This window comes from Brevundimonas sp. AVps31, assembly GCF_058681355.1.
In genome coordinates this window covers 1,586,787-1,600,741 of the sequence record NZ_CM178736.1, presented here as the reverse complement: position 1 = coordinate 1,600,741, position 13,955 = coordinate 1,586,787, and the positions used below count along the sequence as shown (strand labels likewise).

The 13,955-nt window shown below is 61.9% G+C and carries 10 protein-coding genes; 3 read left to right on the top strand and 7 right to left on the bottom strand.

Features of this window, described 5'->3' with window-relative positions; genetic code table 11:
* Positions 1–5: 5 nt before the first annotated feature.
* Entirely contained in the window at positions 6–2,993 is a 2,988-nt protein-coding gene (traA, locus tag ACW174_RS07665) for a Ti-type conjugative transfer relaxase TraA (protein ID WP_492017055.1), read from the bottom strand.
* A gap of 428 nt (positions 2,994–3,421) precedes the next feature.
* On the opposite strand from traA, the gene ACW174_RS07660 reads away from it, so the two are divergent.
* Both ACW174_RS07660 and ACW174_RS07655 read left to right on the top strand, forming a co-directional pair.
* Positions 3,422–3,718 carry a mobilization protein gene (locus ACW174_RS07660; RefSeq protein WP_492017054.1) on the top strand — a complete coding sequence of 99 codons (297 nt, stop codon included), beginning with the start codon at positions 3,422–3,424 and terminating at the stop codon, positions 3,716–3,718.
* 44 nt (positions 3,719–3,762) lie between these two features.
* Positions 3,763–5,322: a type IV secretory system conjugative DNA transfer family protein gene (locus ACW174_RS07655; RefSeq protein WP_492017053.1), complete on the top strand. Its 1,560-nt coding sequence runs from the start codon at positions 3,763–3,765 to the stop codon at positions 5,320–5,322.
* Positions 5,323–5,403: 81 nt separating this feature from the next.
* On the opposite strand, the gene ACW174_RS07650 is transcribed toward ACW174_RS07655, so the two are convergent.
* Positions 5,404–6,942 carry a hypothetical protein gene (locus ACW174_RS07650; protein WP_492017052.1) on the bottom strand — a complete coding sequence of 513 codons (1,539 nt, stop codon included), beginning with the start codon at positions 6,940–6,942 and terminating at the stop codon, positions 5,404–5,406.
* 72 nt (positions 6,943–7,014) lie between these two features.
* Here ACW174_RS07650 and ACW174_RS07645 point away from each other — a divergent pair, with 72 nt between their 5' ends.
* Positions 7,015–8,307, top strand: coding sequence for a phospholipase D family protein (locus ACW174_RS07645; protein WP_492017051.1), 1,293 nt, complete (start codon positions 7,015–7,017; stop codon positions 8,305–8,307).
* A gap of 119 nt (positions 8,308–8,426) precedes the next feature.
* On the opposite strand, the gene ACW174_RS07640 is transcribed toward ACW174_RS07645, so the two are convergent.
* From ACW174_RS07640 to ACW174_RS07620, 5 genes are all read right to left on the bottom strand, one after another.
* The gene (locus tag ACW174_RS07640; protein WP_492017050.1) at positions 8,427–9,257 is read right to left on the bottom strand and encodes a protein NO VEIN domain-containing protein; all 831 of its coding nucleotides are present in this window, start codon (positions 9,255–9,257) and stop codon (positions 8,427–8,429) included.
* 2 nt (positions 9,258–9,259) lie between these two features.
* On the bottom strand, positions 9,260–11,107 hold the full coding sequence (locus tag ACW174_RS07635) for an SNF2-related protein (RefSeq protein ID WP_492017049.1): 1,848 nt from the start codon (positions 11,105–11,107) through the stop codon (positions 9,260–9,262).
* Positions 11,108–11,177: 70 nt separating this feature from the next.
* The gene (locus tag ACW174_RS07630) at positions 11,178–12,482 is read right to left on the bottom strand and encodes a hypothetical protein (protein WP_492017048.1); all 1,305 of its coding nucleotides are present in this window, start codon (positions 12,480–12,482) and stop codon (positions 11,178–11,180) included.
* Positions 12,483–12,491: 9 nt separating this feature from the next.
* On the bottom strand, positions 12,492–12,953 hold the full coding sequence (locus tag ACW174_RS07625) for a BglII/BstYI family type II restriction endonuclease (protein WP_492017047.1): 462 nt from the start codon (positions 12,951–12,953) through the stop codon (positions 12,492–12,494).
* A gap of 3 nt (positions 12,954–12,956) precedes the next feature.
* Entirely contained in the window at positions 12,957–13,910 is a 954-nt protein-coding gene (locus tag ACW174_RS07620) for a DNA-methyltransferase (RefSeq protein ID WP_492017046.1), read from the bottom strand.
* Between the last annotated feature and the right edge of the window lie 45 nt (positions 13,911–13,955).

Genomic DNA, 13,955 nt, shown 5'->3' with positions numbered 1-13,955 from the left:
CTTTGCTACAATGACATGCCTCTGTCCCGGTCCCGCCCGATCTCCAGAGCGGCCTGCCGCACGCTCGGCGCGGCCATCACCCGCCCGAGCATAGAGCCGTGACCCAAGCCCAAGGCCTGCGCTCGTGACCGCACCAGCGATGCCAGCTCTGGATCGCGCTTCAGCGTCCCGGCCATCGCCGTCATCCGGCCCTCCAGCCGCTGGCGCGCGGGCCTGTGCCGCCAGCCGTCCAGTCGGTCGTGCTGCGCTTCCAGCCGCTTCCAGTCCTTGACCAGACGGTCGGCCTTCAAGGCCGGGTCGGCCCGCACCCGGCCTTCGTGACGGATGGCCCCGGCCAGCTCCGCGCCGCGCTCTGTGCCGCGCAGATCCCGCATCGCCTGCCAGGTGGCGGGTTCGTGCCGCAAGGCCTCATGCAGGTCGCGCGTCGCGCCCGGCCGCGTCCGATCCAGCGCCGCCCCCGCCTCACGCAGTTCGCGCGTCTGGTGTTCGAGCACCGGAAGTTTCCGGCTGCGCATCCGCTCGGCGTCGTCCATCGCTCGCGCGTAGCGCTCCACCGAGACCTCCAGCGTCTGCCCGGGAACGGGGGCCGTTCTGTCCGGCCCGGACGACGACAGGCCTTCCACGCGGTCGAGCTGCGGCGTCGCGTGCCGGTCCAAGCTTAGCCCATCGAACATCCCCCGTTTGCGGGGCTCGGCGTCCTGACCCGGGACGCGGGTCTGCGTACCAAGGCCGCGCCGGGCGGCATAGTCCAGCGTGGTCTCCTTCAGCCCGGCGCGTGACAGCCGCGCCGACAGGGCCTCCACGTCCCGGAACGTCTCGCGTCCAGCATAGAGGGTCGCCGCCTCCCGGTGGCGGGTCATGGCCACATAGGTCAGATGCCGGTCCATCGTGCCGGACGCCAGCACATGGACCCGGTCCACCGTTGCCCCCTGGGCCTTGTGGATGGTGGTGGCGTAGCCGTGATCGACGGCGGCGTAGTCCGCGATCGACACCGATACCGCGCGGCCCTGACCGGGTCCCTTGGCGGTATCGAGCCGCACCTCCAGCCGACCGGCCTCGGCCCGCGCCACCGTCCCCAGCATCCCGTTCTTCACCCCGAGGTCGCGGTTGTTCTCGCGGAACAGCAGACGGTCCCCGGCGGCGAACGGCCGGTCGCCCTCGGTCGTCCGATAGACCTGCTCGCCGCGTAGCTCGCCCCGGTCCTGCCGCGCAGTCCGGATCGCATCGTTCAGCTCCGCCACGTCCGCGCGGCGATGCGCCAGCACCAGACGCGACCCGTCCGGTCGGGCGTCCATGTCGGCGATCACGTCGGCGACGATCGCCTGACGGGCTGCGCTTGTGTCGGCCTCGAACCGGACCGCGCCGCGCTCGGCATAGGCCGTCAGCCCTTCCGCCGTCCGGTGGCGGGCGAAGTCCACCGAGGCGTCGCGCTGCCAGTCCTCGCGTTGGCGGCGGATCTCGCCCAGCTCGACGAAGCCGACCCGCTCGGCCACCGCGCGGAAGGCCGCGCCCGGCCCGATCGGCTGGAGCTGTTCTGGGTCGCCCACCAGCACCACCTTAGCGCCGGACCGGTCAGCTTGGGCCAGGACGCGCGATAGCTGACGGCTACCGATCATCCCGGCCTCGTCGATCACCAGCACGCTGCGCGGCCCGAGCGTGTCACGACCCCGCTCCCAACTCCGTTCCCAGCTCGCCAGCGTCCGCGACGCAATGCCCGAGGATTCCTCCAGCCCTTCGGCCGCCTTCCCGGCCAAGGCCGCGCCCATGACCCGATAGCCTTCGGCCTCCCAGGCCTGACGCGCGGCGCCCAGCATGGTGCTCTTGCCCGCGCCTGCCATGCCGACCACGGCCTCGATCCGTTCGGGTCCGGTGAGGTGGCGAACCGCCTGGCTCTGCTGCCCTGACAGGAACGGCCGCTCGGCGAGCGCGCACTCTGTGTGATCTCGCCCGACCCCGAACGTCCGGCTGTCTGCCATCCGGTCGGCGCTGTCGGCCATCGACTGTTCGACGGCGATCATCTCCGTGGTGGAGTATCGCGCCGGCTCCAGAGTGCGTCCTAACTCATCGCGTAGCTCGGGGCGAAGTTCGACGAGGGCGGGCGAGGCCATCGCCCTGGCGAAGGCCCGCTGGAACGCGTCGGGATCATCGACGTAGCGGTGGATCACCTTGGCCACGTCGGTTCGATCGAACACGCTCTTCTCGTTCGTGACTAACGTCAGCGCCTGTTCGGGCTTCTCGCGGATCAGTCTGGCGTTGCGCTGCGCCTGCTCGGCGTCCTGACGCGCGCGGACCACGGACTTGCCGCGCCGGTCCATCTGGGTGGCATGGACACCCATATGCTGGGTTGGCTCGATCTCCAGTCCGCAGGCCTGATGCGAGCGATGATCGATGCGCAGGTCGTGACCCGCCAACGCAAGATGACGGTTGGTGCGATCCTCCCAATCCTGCCGGATATCCCGGAGCTGATCGTGCGAGGTCGGCAGGCCGAGCGCGATCAGCCGTTTGTTCTCCAGCTCCATCTCGGACTTCTCACCGAGGCCCTCGCGCTCAACCTTGCGTGTCGTCAGCAGGATATGGGCGTGGTGGTTACGCACGTCGGTGTCGCCGTGCGGACTGTGGATCGCGAAGTCCACCGCCACGCCGTAGCGATCGGCCAACCCTTGAGCGAACTCCCGTGTCAGCGCCAGCCGCTGCTCGGGCGTCAGTTCATGCGGCAGCGCGACCTCGACCTCGCGGGCCACACGCGCGTCCTTGCGCGCCTCGGCGAACTCCGCCGCATTCCACAGGGTCGAACGGTCTTTCGCCCACTCGGCGTCCACGCCTTCGGGCAGAACGATCTCGGTGTGCTCGACGCCGCGACGAGCAGTGAAGTCGTGGGTCTGGCCGTCGCGTTCGTTCATCAGCTTCTGCGAGGCGCGATAGGCCGCCGCCGCGACGGCGCTGCGCCCGCTCGCGCGGCTGATCGGCTTCATCGCCAGATGATAGATCGCCATGACGACCTCCCAGGAGCCGCCGGGATGGCGGCCGGTCTGGCGGGCCGAGATTAAGCAAAGCCAGGCTGCAACCTGGGTCCGTCAATCTGAAAATACCAAGCCCTGAGTTGCGCAGCAACTCGTAAGTGCGCCCTTCACTAATCTTCACTTCGCTCGATACGCTCGGTGGGGCGCGCTTGTGAACAAGCGGCGTTGGAAGTCAGAGACACCGTTCAGCAATGGAAGGTCGGCCTCTGGGCGAATCGAGTCCCCATCGTTGTGAGAGCATGTCGGGGCTGGTGGATCGTCGCAATGGCGCTGTGAACAACGGGGTGTTGCTAGAACGTTGCTGATCGCGTTGCCGGGGTGCATCGCTGAAGGCCGATGACGACTTGGCGCTCTCGTGCTACCTTGGGTTCCGGAAAAGGAGCGGCGACACGGAGGAGACGATGGCGAGGCGGTCAATCGCCGAACGGCTGGCTCAACTGGAGGCCCAGCGCAAATCGCTACAGACCAAGCTCGGCAAACAGGAGCGGGCCAGAGATACGCGCCGCAAGATCCTGCTCGGTGCCTTGGTCCTGCACCGGCTGGAGAAGGGTCAGGACGCCTTCTCGAAAGACCAACTTCCCGATTGGCTGCGGCGCGAGCTACCCGGCTTCATTACGCGTGACGACGACGCCGCCCTCTTCCCCGATCTGATCGGCGGCGGCGGCGGCGGCGCGGCGCCGCCGCCAGACAAGACCTGATCGGACGCCGGGTGGTGCGCAGGCTCTTCGGTTTGATCGGACTGGTGATCACCCTGATCGGCGGCTACCTGATGGGCACGATCGTCGGCCTGGTCTTCATCATCCCGTTCATCCTGATCCGGCACACCAATGAGACTGAGCAGAACTGGCTGTTGCTCGCGGCCGGATCGGCGGGAGCTCTTAGCGCCTTGCTCAAACGGCGGGCGGCGGGCGCGGGACTCGAAGCTGCCGGCGACGTGCATGGCTCGGCCCGCTGGGCGAGCGAGCGGGAAGTGTGGGCCTCGCTCGGCAGGGCGGACGGGTTGATCGTCGGTCGGGAGAACCGCAGGAACGGTTCGCTTTTGCGCTACGACGGCGAGCAGCATCTAATCACCATCGCGCCCACCCGGTCGGGCAAGGGCGTGGGCGCCATCATTCCCAATCTACTGACCGCGAACCGATCGATCCTCTGCATCGACCCCAAGGGTGAGAATGCGCGGATCACGGAACGGGCGCGGCTCGGCTTCGGGCCGGTTGAGGTGCTGGACCCGTTCGGCGTGTCGGGTGTGCCGTCCGCCACCTTCAATCCGTTGGATGGTCTCGATCCGGACGGTCTGGAGCTGGCCGAGGACGCGGCGCTGTTGGCCGACGCCCTCGTTTACGATCCGCCGGGCCAGACTGGCGAGGCGCATTGGAATGAGGAGGCCAAGGCGCTGATCACCGGCATCATCCTCCATGTCGTCTGTTCCGAACATCCGGGCGCCCGCAACCTCGTCACCGTGCGCGACAGGCTCACCAGTGCTCCCGAGGCCTTCGACGAGATGTTGGCTGTCATGCAGAAATCCAGGTGTGCCGGCGGCCTCGTCGCGCGGGCCGCCAATCGTCATCTGAGCAAGAGCGGTCGGGAGGCGGCGGGCGTGCTGTCGTCGGCCCAGCGCCATACCCACTTCCTCGACAGCCAGCGGATGGCGGCGGTGCTCGGGCATTCGGATTTCCGCTTCGAGGATCTAAAGGCCGGAGTCTGCACGGTGTTCGTGGTCCTGCCGCCGGAGCGGTTGAGCACCCATGCGCGCTGGCTGCGTCTGCTTGTGGCCCAGGCCATCGGGGCGCTCGCCAAATCCACGGGGCGGCCCCACAGGCCGGTCCTGCTTCTGCTGGATGAGTTCGCCGCCTTGGGGCGTCTGGAGCCGCTGGAGCAGGCCTTCGGTCTGATGGCGGGCTATGGTCTGCAACTCTGGCCGATCCTACAGGACCTGCATCAGCTCCGGAGCGTCTATGGCGAACGGGCGGGGACGTTTCTGTCGAACGCCGGGCTGATCCAGATCTTCAACGTCGGTGATGTCGAGACCGCAGGTTGGGTGTCCAGATCGATGGGCTCGGGTACCGTCGCATACCGGACGGCGAGCAGCGGAGAGTCCCAATCGCCGGGACCGATGATGTTCTCACAAACGTCAACCAACACGTCCACGACAGAACATCTGGTGAAGCGGGAACTGCTGACGCCGGACGAGGTCATGCGGCTTGATCCGAGTCTGGAAATCCTGCTGCGTCCGGGGCAGGAGCCTGTCGCCGCGCTGAAGGTGCGGTATTTTTCTGATCCGGAGTTCGTTGGGTCGGTCAACTAGACGGTTCACCCCATACCTCGCCCCGAACGCGCCCATCGCGGAACGCGTGCAGGCGAGACGATGGGAGAGGCGGAGAGCTGCTCAGACCCCAGCAAGGCGGCAGGCGCGCAGGAAGCCGCCGTCGAATTGGATGTCGCCGTTCTCGCCGCGTTCATAGGCATGGACGGCGATGCCTAGATCACCGATTGCTGCCCGCATCGCTGGGGCGACATTCCCTTGCAAGAGTAGCATTGGTTGGTGATTGCGCAGGTTTCTGAACAGCTGACGGTACACGAAAAGCTGACCGACCCCGGTGTGCAGTTCCGAGGCCCCGGCACCGGATTTGATCTCCAAAAGAATCGGTCGAACGCCGCTAGGCGCAATCTCCATGTCGATCGCATAGTTGCCGCTCTGCCATTTGGCGTGAGGCACGCCGTTGGCCGACAGAAGGGCGGCGAGCTGGGTCCAAACCTCTCCCTGAAGGCGTAGCACCTCGCGCGCTTCCTGCGCATCGCGAGGACCAAGCGTGAAGCTCCCGCCGGCTTCCGGCGCTCCGGGGACGGGCGTGGGCGAGCCCGCCTCGTTCGCTGGGGCGGGCCGGAATGTGCTTAGCCCCGTCTCATACAGGCGGGCGGACCAGCACAGATCAACGAACCGAGCGGTATCGCGCCGGATGATTGCGGCTGGGTCGTCGAGCCGGGCGACGCGAAACCAGCGGCGCAGGCTTGCGCGGCCGCTCGCTTCGACGGCGACCGGCTGCAGCCCGGTGCGTCTGATGAACTCGTCCTCGCGGATGTCCGGCGCGTCCCTTCGCCCCCGCAGCCAGCCCTGGCGCAACAGGTGCAGGCCTCCGGTCTCGTCCTCGGCGATAGCGGCCAAGCCGTTGTGGTCGCCGGGGGCATTGGGCGCATTGATCTCGACGCCCCATTCGTTGCCGGTGGGATCCAGCCCGAGTTTCACCTTGGTCGGCTGCGCGCTGGTGGCGCGAAAGACGATGCGCTCCTCCAGCAGGAGCTGCACGGATCCCCGGATGCGCGCGGTCTCGTGTAGGCTTTCAGCCCAGCGCGCGAAGGCGGCCTGCGAAATTGCAGGATCGGCGACGAGTTTGAGATTGGGCGACAACAGACCGAGATGGCCGGCGAGCGCCTCATAGCTCAGGGCGAACTGGCTGATTGCCTCCATACTCCAGTCGACAAGCCCCTCGAGGGAGAGGCGCAAACCGTCCTCCATGGGCAGCGCGCGCGCAATCGGCGAGTCACGATGATCGCCGCCATGAACATCCATGTAGTGGGCGCGAACGCTGCCGCGCTGGTCAACGGTGTCCAACTTGACGAGGAAGTCGCCTTTGGCGTCCAAGCCAACCGTATAGGCCAGCGCCTTTGGCGCGCCTTGTCGGGGATAGATGCGGACCCAGGTATAGGGTTTGAATTTCTGCGCCTGGTCCGTCGGCTTGGAGAGCTTCTTAACGGTGCCGTCAGGAAATAGCCGGTCACGCAGCGCGTAGGCCCAAGCGGCGGTCGCTTCATACGCTAGCCGAAGTTCGTCATAGGCCGCATTCTGCTCAGGATCGGCCTTGTTCCTGGCCACGCCGCTCCAGGTACGCAGCAATGCGACATGCGTCTCGTCGAACCCGCTGTCCATGCAGTCTCTCCCTCGGCTGAGGCAATGCTCATTCAGGATTGACGGTCTAGGGGGACGCGCCATGCTGATGCAATGAAACTCCTAGACGAAACCAGCGGGCTTCAAGTCTTGAAGTCGATGTTTGCCGGAGTCAGCGAGGCCCGGCTCGCCGTCGCCTTCTGGGGACGGGGTGCGGTCGAGGCTCTCGGTCTGGACCGACCCGGTCTCAAGCTCGATATCCTCTGCAATCTGGATTCGGGCGCCTGCAATCCCATCGAGCTTCGACGGCTCCTGGGCCTATCCACCGTGAGACTGCGTGCTCACCCAGCCCTTCACGCAAAGATATATTGGACCCCCGCCCGGGCGGTGCTCGGCTCGTCCAACGCCTCCTCCAATGGCTTGGCAGTGGAGGGACAGATCACTGGCTGGCGCGAAGCCAATCTTCTGGTCGAGGACGTATCTGTGGTCCGGGAGATTGGCGAGCTGTTCGAGACGCTTTTCGCCGAGGGCTACGATGTCAAAACCGAGCATATCGATCGCTGCGGCACCCTGTGGAATGCGCGGGCCCGGTTGATGCCAACAGGGGAGCGGCTAGCGAAGACATTATTCGATGCCTTCGCCGCGGCGCCGGAACATCCCGCTTGGGCAAGCGTGAAGGTCGCCTATTGCAGCGACCCGTTGGACAAGGGCGACGAAGACTGGCTAGCCGGCGAAATCAATGCGAAGCGGATGCCTGACGCCCTGTCCGCCTATGCCGAGTGGAATGAAAAAATCCGAGCGGGCGATGTCGTAATCGACTTCTGGCACCGTGGTGGTGCTGCCTCCGCCCAAGGTCTGTGGCTAGCCGAGACATCGTTGGCTGCCGAAGAACGCAATTTGCGTCTGGTGCGCGAGGTCGATGGTTTCATGCTATCCGGGCTCGGCCAGTTCACGTTGACCAACGCGGAGCGCCGAGTGTTGGCAGAGCTGAAGACTGTGGTTCTACAACTCCATTCGACGGACGGCGGACGCAATGCGATCCTCAATTTCAGCGAGGCGATGACGCTGCTGGATGAGGCCACAGCGCGGCCAGATCCGAAGGCCTTCAACCAGGCGATGCAGCGCATCTATGACGAGGCAACCACCTTCGGCTACCGGCCCGTTTATCTTCTCAAGATGTTGCGTGAGCATGGCGGCGTCGTCGCCGCAAAGCTGCTCATTCAAGGCAGAGCAACCAAGGGGTTCGACCGGCTATGGGAGGAAAAGCGCCTAGACCTGTCAGTTGAGGCCTTGATCCTGCAACCGGAATGGCAAGCCCTGTTCAACGCGGCTGACAAAATGGCCGCCCGCCACCGGCTGCGCCAGTACGGTTACAGGGCCGACGCACCAGATGACCTCACGTCCTAGCCTCAGCGCCAATCAACTTACTGCGCTCGGACTAATCCAGCTTCGCCCGATGTAAGACACGTGTACTGGCTGGCGGGAAACCCCAGGCGCCTATCGTCGACAGTCGCCCACTGAGCTGCTCAGGACCCAATAGGTATTTGCGCATTCGTCCACTTCCCTTTTTCGTTGTCCGTGGGAATGTGCGGCCGGATTTGCTCAACGGTTCGGATGTGAAGGACAGGAGGTTTCTTATCCATATCCCAGATGTGGAACAGATAGGCTTCGCCAATCTGGTCTGCGTTATCCCACTCGTTCCGAGACACGTAAAATCTCAAGGGCGAAGCAATCGTTGATTTGACCTCGATAAGAAGGTTGCTCTCACCGACGAGGGTCAGCCGATAGGACAGCACATCATATCCCGCCGTGTTGTCGTCGATGGCCATCCAAATGGGATCTTTTTTGATCCCGAGCTTCGCAAGCTCAGTCTGTTCGTATGCCATCGAAAGGGACTCAGCCTGTCTCGCACGAACTAGCCTCTCGTGGTCGAAATTGAGACGCACACGCCCTTGCACGAGGTCCCACCAGGAAATGTCATCACCCGAGGGGGGATCATCCAAGAGCTTGGCTTCGCGAAAAACGCTTCTAATGTCTCGATAGTCCGCGCCCTTGATCCGCTTAATGAATCGTCCACGTCCGAGCGTCATCAGCTTCGCAAAGGCCGGCATCATCAAGAGTAGGACTGCGAGGATGCACTCCCGGTAGAACATTACTGTCTCGTGCGGGGCATCTGCCGCCACCAAACCGTGGAGTTCTTTCGCCGCGTCTAGGTCGTACATTTGCGCCTGCGGCGAGTGGGCAATCAGCGCGCCGGGGCAGGATTCAAGCGTAACCTCCGGCACCGTTGAGATTGCGGCGCGCATGAGCCTCAAACCTTCAAATGCCGAGATACTGAAGAGGCGGTCAAACTCCACGATCAAGCCTCTTCTTGAGGTTCAACCGGCTGTCTTCCTTCCAGCTCCTCGACCAGATCGACCAGATCCTGCATATCCACGTCATAGTCGATAGGATCGTCAGCCTGGTCTTCATCAAGCGCGAGCTGACGCAAATCCGGGTCATCAAGCAGATGCTCAAGGCCGTGAATTTTCTGCGCCAGTCGCCGACTGACCGAGAGATCAACGCTGCCCAGACCAGCGGGGGCTTTGGTGCGATATATGTGGATGTTCGTTTCGGTTCCAGGCATTAGCCCGAGGCGATGAATGCGATCAATCGACTGCAAATAGTGCGTCGAGACGTAGCTTCGGTCGAGATAAATGGCGTCGTGACAGACGGTATGTAGGCTGATGCCCTCGCCAGCCGCGGCCGGGTTCGCGATCATCACCTTGCAGAACGGGTCTTGATGGAACTTCGCGAGACGGCCCTCCCGCGTGTTCCCGTCCGTCGCTTCACCAGTCGGGACGGCGCCGTAAAGCGACACAGGATTCAAATCTGCCAAAAGGCGTTCAAGATCGAGAATGGACTGCGTGAAGATGGTCCAGATGACCGTCTTCTTCCCCTCTTTTGCGAGAGCGCGGGCATGCGCGCACACGGCCCGCATTTTCAGCGATGCACCTTCTTCCACGACCTGATCAGCAATGCCCGATGATATCTCGCGCATGTCCCGCGTCATCGCTTGAAGCGCCAGCGTAGGGTTTGTCGAGAGTTGCAAGAGCCGCATGACGGATTTCCGAGCAGACAGGAAATCCGGCTGACTTGCTCCCGCCATGGCCTTGGTGATCTGCCGGAGAATTTCGTCCTTCACGACACCGTAGAGCGCCAGCTGACCGTCCGCCATCGACACATCATGGAAGTGTCGTACGGCCGGCGTCAGGCCCAGTTCCTGTTTGGTCGTGCGGACGTACAGGTCGCCCAAAACCTGCCGAGGCGACACCCCGCGCTGGATTTGATGGTCGTAGCCTTGCCCAGGCCATAGGAAGCCCATTTGGGACGCCATATCATTAGCGTCTTGTGGCATCGGCGTCCCCGACAAGATGTCTCGGCGTGCCAGTGACGAAGCAATATTGATGAGGAACGCACCTCGCTGCGATGCCAGACCCGCCTTCATGCGGTGGGACTCGTCGAGCACGAGGTGGACTGATTGCCGCGAGAAGAAGGCCGCGACTATATGCTGCTGTCTAACCAAGAGATCGTAAGACATTAAAAAACGGCGGGCACCGCTTCGAAGCGCTATTTCATTTTGGAACTCAGTACCCGACAGGACAGTGAACTCCTCGCGAACCCAGTCGGGTGCGTCCGCATCAACGCACTCCGCAACGATGCCTCGCCAAGCGGGGAAAGCTGCTTTGGGCGCGACGACGAAGAGATGATCGTCTGGCCTTGCCGCCAGCAAACTCAGCGCGAAGGTCACGGTGGTTTTGCCCGCGCCCGGCACGGAGAAGTTGGCGCCGTGCGGGAGCGAGAGCAGCCGTGCCAGATCTCTGAGTTGGAACGGCTTGAGCTGGCGACTGAATCCGAGACCGCTTAAGCGCGGTTGAATGTCCGCTTCATTGATCTGAAGCACTAAGGCGTCTTTAGAGGCCCGAGCTTGCTTAGTTTCGGCGACGAAAGTCGCTACCTTCGCCCGAGCGCGCTCACTCGGCACGAGCCGAAATGCCAGAGCTTTTTGGGTGTTCGCACTGCCGAACTCGCGAATGACACTGAGCACTTCAGGCCAAGGAATGTCGATGACATCATTGAGAAGAATGGCGTTCGCCTGAGCGGAAAAGCGAGCCTTCAGCCGCTCCCAGATCGGCGAGGCACCTTCGTCCCCAATCTTTGACAGCATTCCACGGATACGCGTTGGGTCGTAATCAATCCCTATTTCGAGAGGCATTACGCGGCACGCTTTTTTCTATTTAAGATTTCAGCTTCGAGATTTTGTTTTCAAGCTCCGCGACGATCTTCTTGATGGCATCAAGCTGCTTGGAAATTTTGACCACGGTCGATTTCTCGGCTCGCGAAATATCCACCGATGCTAGCTTGGCGTGTGCTTGCTGAACGGCTTTCAGTGCAGCACCACCGGACTTTTGTCCCTTGTCTACTTGGATTTCAGTCTGTGCGGCTTCAATGAGGGCGTCGATTGCCGCCTCATTGTCCGGCGCGCGAAGCGCTGCAATTACCCCAGCAAAGCTGGTGGGCTGCAACTCTTCTCCGATGTCGATAGCGAATTCATCGGCGTCTCCGTCACCATCCGCATCCTGCTCAGCCTCGGTCACGATACCAAGTTCACCGGCGACACGGTCTAGGACGTTGTCGGCGAGCGCTCCGATCGCGGCGTTATAGTCGTACAAGCGACCTTCCAACCGTCCCTTATTTTGGTAGAGCGACCATGCGATCGCGCGGCTCGCCTCTTTCATTGACTCGGACTTGCCTTCTAGGAGCTTCGGTAGATCACCGAAGAGTTGCTCCGCGTCTTCTCGTATCTCGCTGTAGTTTCCTTGGGTGCCGGGTGCCTCTTTTAAGTAAAGGTCGGCCTCGGCTAGCGTCTGGATGGCGTACTTAACATCCTTTTCCTTGCGGCGGAGCTGATCGGCGACAACCTTGGGCGTGCGGCCAAGATTGACTAGACGGCTGATCAACTGCGCCTCGCCGATCCAATCATAGTCCAGCTTCGTCTCAGGTACCGCCTGAAGGTTAGCTTCGATATCGACGATCTCTTCCGCAGTCGCGTCTGCCGGCAAGACGAGCACGTCGATGTGACTGAAGTGCGCAAACTTGCTGCCCTGGGCGTACAACTCCCTGAGTGCCGCAAGCCGCCGGTTACCGTTCACGACAATGCCGCCTGCCGTGATGAGTAGTGGTTGGCGTTGCCCCTCAGCCTCAAGTACATCAGCGACCGGCACGACGGAGTCCGCTTTTCCTTTTAGAGCAAGCCGATGTAGCAACTGGTGTTGGGCTTGCTGCACTTCCTCGGATTCGGTACCCGCCGCGAAATAGCCGGCTTTTTTTCCATTCTCAGCGATGTAGTCCCGCTGATCCGTGAAAGTTCGAAAGTTCTCCATCCGATAAACCGGCAAGTCGATCGGCACCTGAATGAACGGCAGGTGATGCACGCGATTACGAAAACCGTAGAACTCGCGTTTTTCGGTTGAGGAGACGACCTTGCTGGCGATCGTAGCGGCACGCGTGACAGGCGCTGTAAGCTGGACTTTGTACGGCATTGATGCCCCCTACTCGAATGCGATGAGCAGGATAGGCACATGGATGACCTGTGCGAAGACGGCCAGCTCTTTTGACACACGCTCAAAGTTGGCGATGTTGCTTCCAATCTTTGATGCAGCAAATTTCGTGGGTAGGGCGAAGGCGGCCGCCTTGATCCGTTTCGACTGAGCCAAGTATTCCAGCTTCAGGAGATCATACGGCGCGCGACTCATGTTTCCGGTTTGGACTTGGAAGGCCAGATCGTCTTTGATCGCGGTTACGGTGTTGCGCAGCTCTTGATCGATCTTGACGTTCAGCGCCCAGCCTTCCGACGTAAACTCATTGGCGATGTGGTTGCGAATGTCGTTGGTACAGCCCGGCTGCATTTTAATGCCGGGCGCCTCGAAGACATCCGTGATCCACTCGTAAAGGTCGCGTTCTTCCCACGCGGCTCGACCGTGGTGATGATCGTAGATGAACTGAAGCTTCATCCGTTAGCCCTCGTTCGGATCGTATACCGGCTTGTTCAGCGGGCGCGTTCTTAGGTCGCCAGCGTAAAAGCTGGCGATGCGGTCGGAGGCAATGTCGATGTACTGTTCAGTAATGTCGCAGCCGTAAGCTTTTCGGCCGTGTTTCAGAGCGGCGATCGCAGACGACCCGACGCCCAGGTATGGATCCAATACATTCTGACCGGCGTTAGTCAGTGAGAGAACGAGGCGCTCGACAAGCGCCACGGGAAACTGACAGGGGTGGTCAGTCTTCTCAACGTGATTGGCTTTGACGTTCGGGATGTCCCAAACATCTCCGGGGTTCTTTCCGAGAGGATTGCCAGAAAGCTCACCTCTGTTTGGGCCTTTGAAGTGCTTCTTGTTAGGGTACTTCGAAGGCACGCGAACGGGATCGAGGTTGAAGATGTAGTCGTCCGATTTGGTAAACCATAGGATCGTTTCATGCCGGCCGGAAAATCGGCGTTGGCAGTGAAGCCCGTGTCCGAACGTCCAGACGATGCGGTTACGCAGTTTCAACCCGTGCTGTTTGAACAGCCCATAAAGCACTATGTCGAGCGGAAAGATTTCGCCGTCATCAACGTGATTGCCGACCTGCCAGCAAATCGATCCGTTGGGATGGAGCAGACGCACGGCCTCAGCTATAGCGGATGCCTGATGTTCAATGTAGACATCGAGTGATGTTCTGCGCTCGTACTCTTTACCTATGTTGTAGGGCGGAGATGTAACGATAAGGTTCATGCTCTCTTTTTTCAGAGAACGCATGAAGTCAATATTGTCGGAGCACTTGATCGTGTACTGCGGCTGCGACGTGATTGGTACGATGTTATGCGCTGCGTTTTTCACGCCACATTGGTCGCACTTTAAGCCGGTTAAGGCAAGCTCGACCTTAATCGGCCAATCCAAACAAAGTTGTTGTAATCCAGCGGCTTGGGCCGTCATTCCAGCGCGGGTACATGCTCTGTAACGCGCCGTGGCGCTAATTCG

What these genes read in the sequence shown, in the direction of transcription:
- ACW174_RS07650 (WP_492017052.1), bottom strand. Translation starts at nt 6,942, where the DNA reads ATGGACAGCGGGTTCGACGAGACGCATGTCGCATTGCTGCGTACCTGG.
- ACW174_RS07625 (WP_492017047.1), bottom strand. Translation starts at nt 12,953, where the DNA reads ATGAAGCTTCAGTTCATCTACGATCATCACCACGGTCGAGCCGCGTGG.
- ACW174_RS07645 (WP_492017051.1), top strand. Translation starts at nt 7,015, where the DNA reads ATGAAACTCCTAGACGAAACCAGCGGGCTTCAAGTCTTGAAGTCGATG.
- ACW174_RS07630 (WP_492017048.1), bottom strand. Translation starts at nt 12,482, where the DNA reads ATGCCGTACAAAGTCCAGCTTACAGCGCCTGTCACGCGTGCCGCTACG.
- ACW174_RS07660 (WP_492017054.1), top strand. Translation starts at nt 3,422, where the DNA reads ATGGCGAGGCGGTCAATCGCCGAACGGCTGGCTCAACTGGAGGCCCAG.
- ACW174_RS07635 (WP_492017049.1), bottom strand. Translation starts at nt 11,107, where the DNA reads ATGCTGTCAAAGATTGGGGACGAAGGTGCCTCGCCGATCTGGGAGCGG.
- ACW174_RS07620 (WP_492017046.1), bottom strand. Translation starts at nt 13,910, where the DNA reads ATGACGGCCCAAGCCGCTGGATTACAACAACTTTGTTTGGATTGGCCG.
- traA (WP_492017055.1), bottom strand. Translation starts at nt 2,993, where the DNA reads ATGGCGATCTATCATCTGGCGATGAAGCCGATCAGCCGCGCGAGCGGG.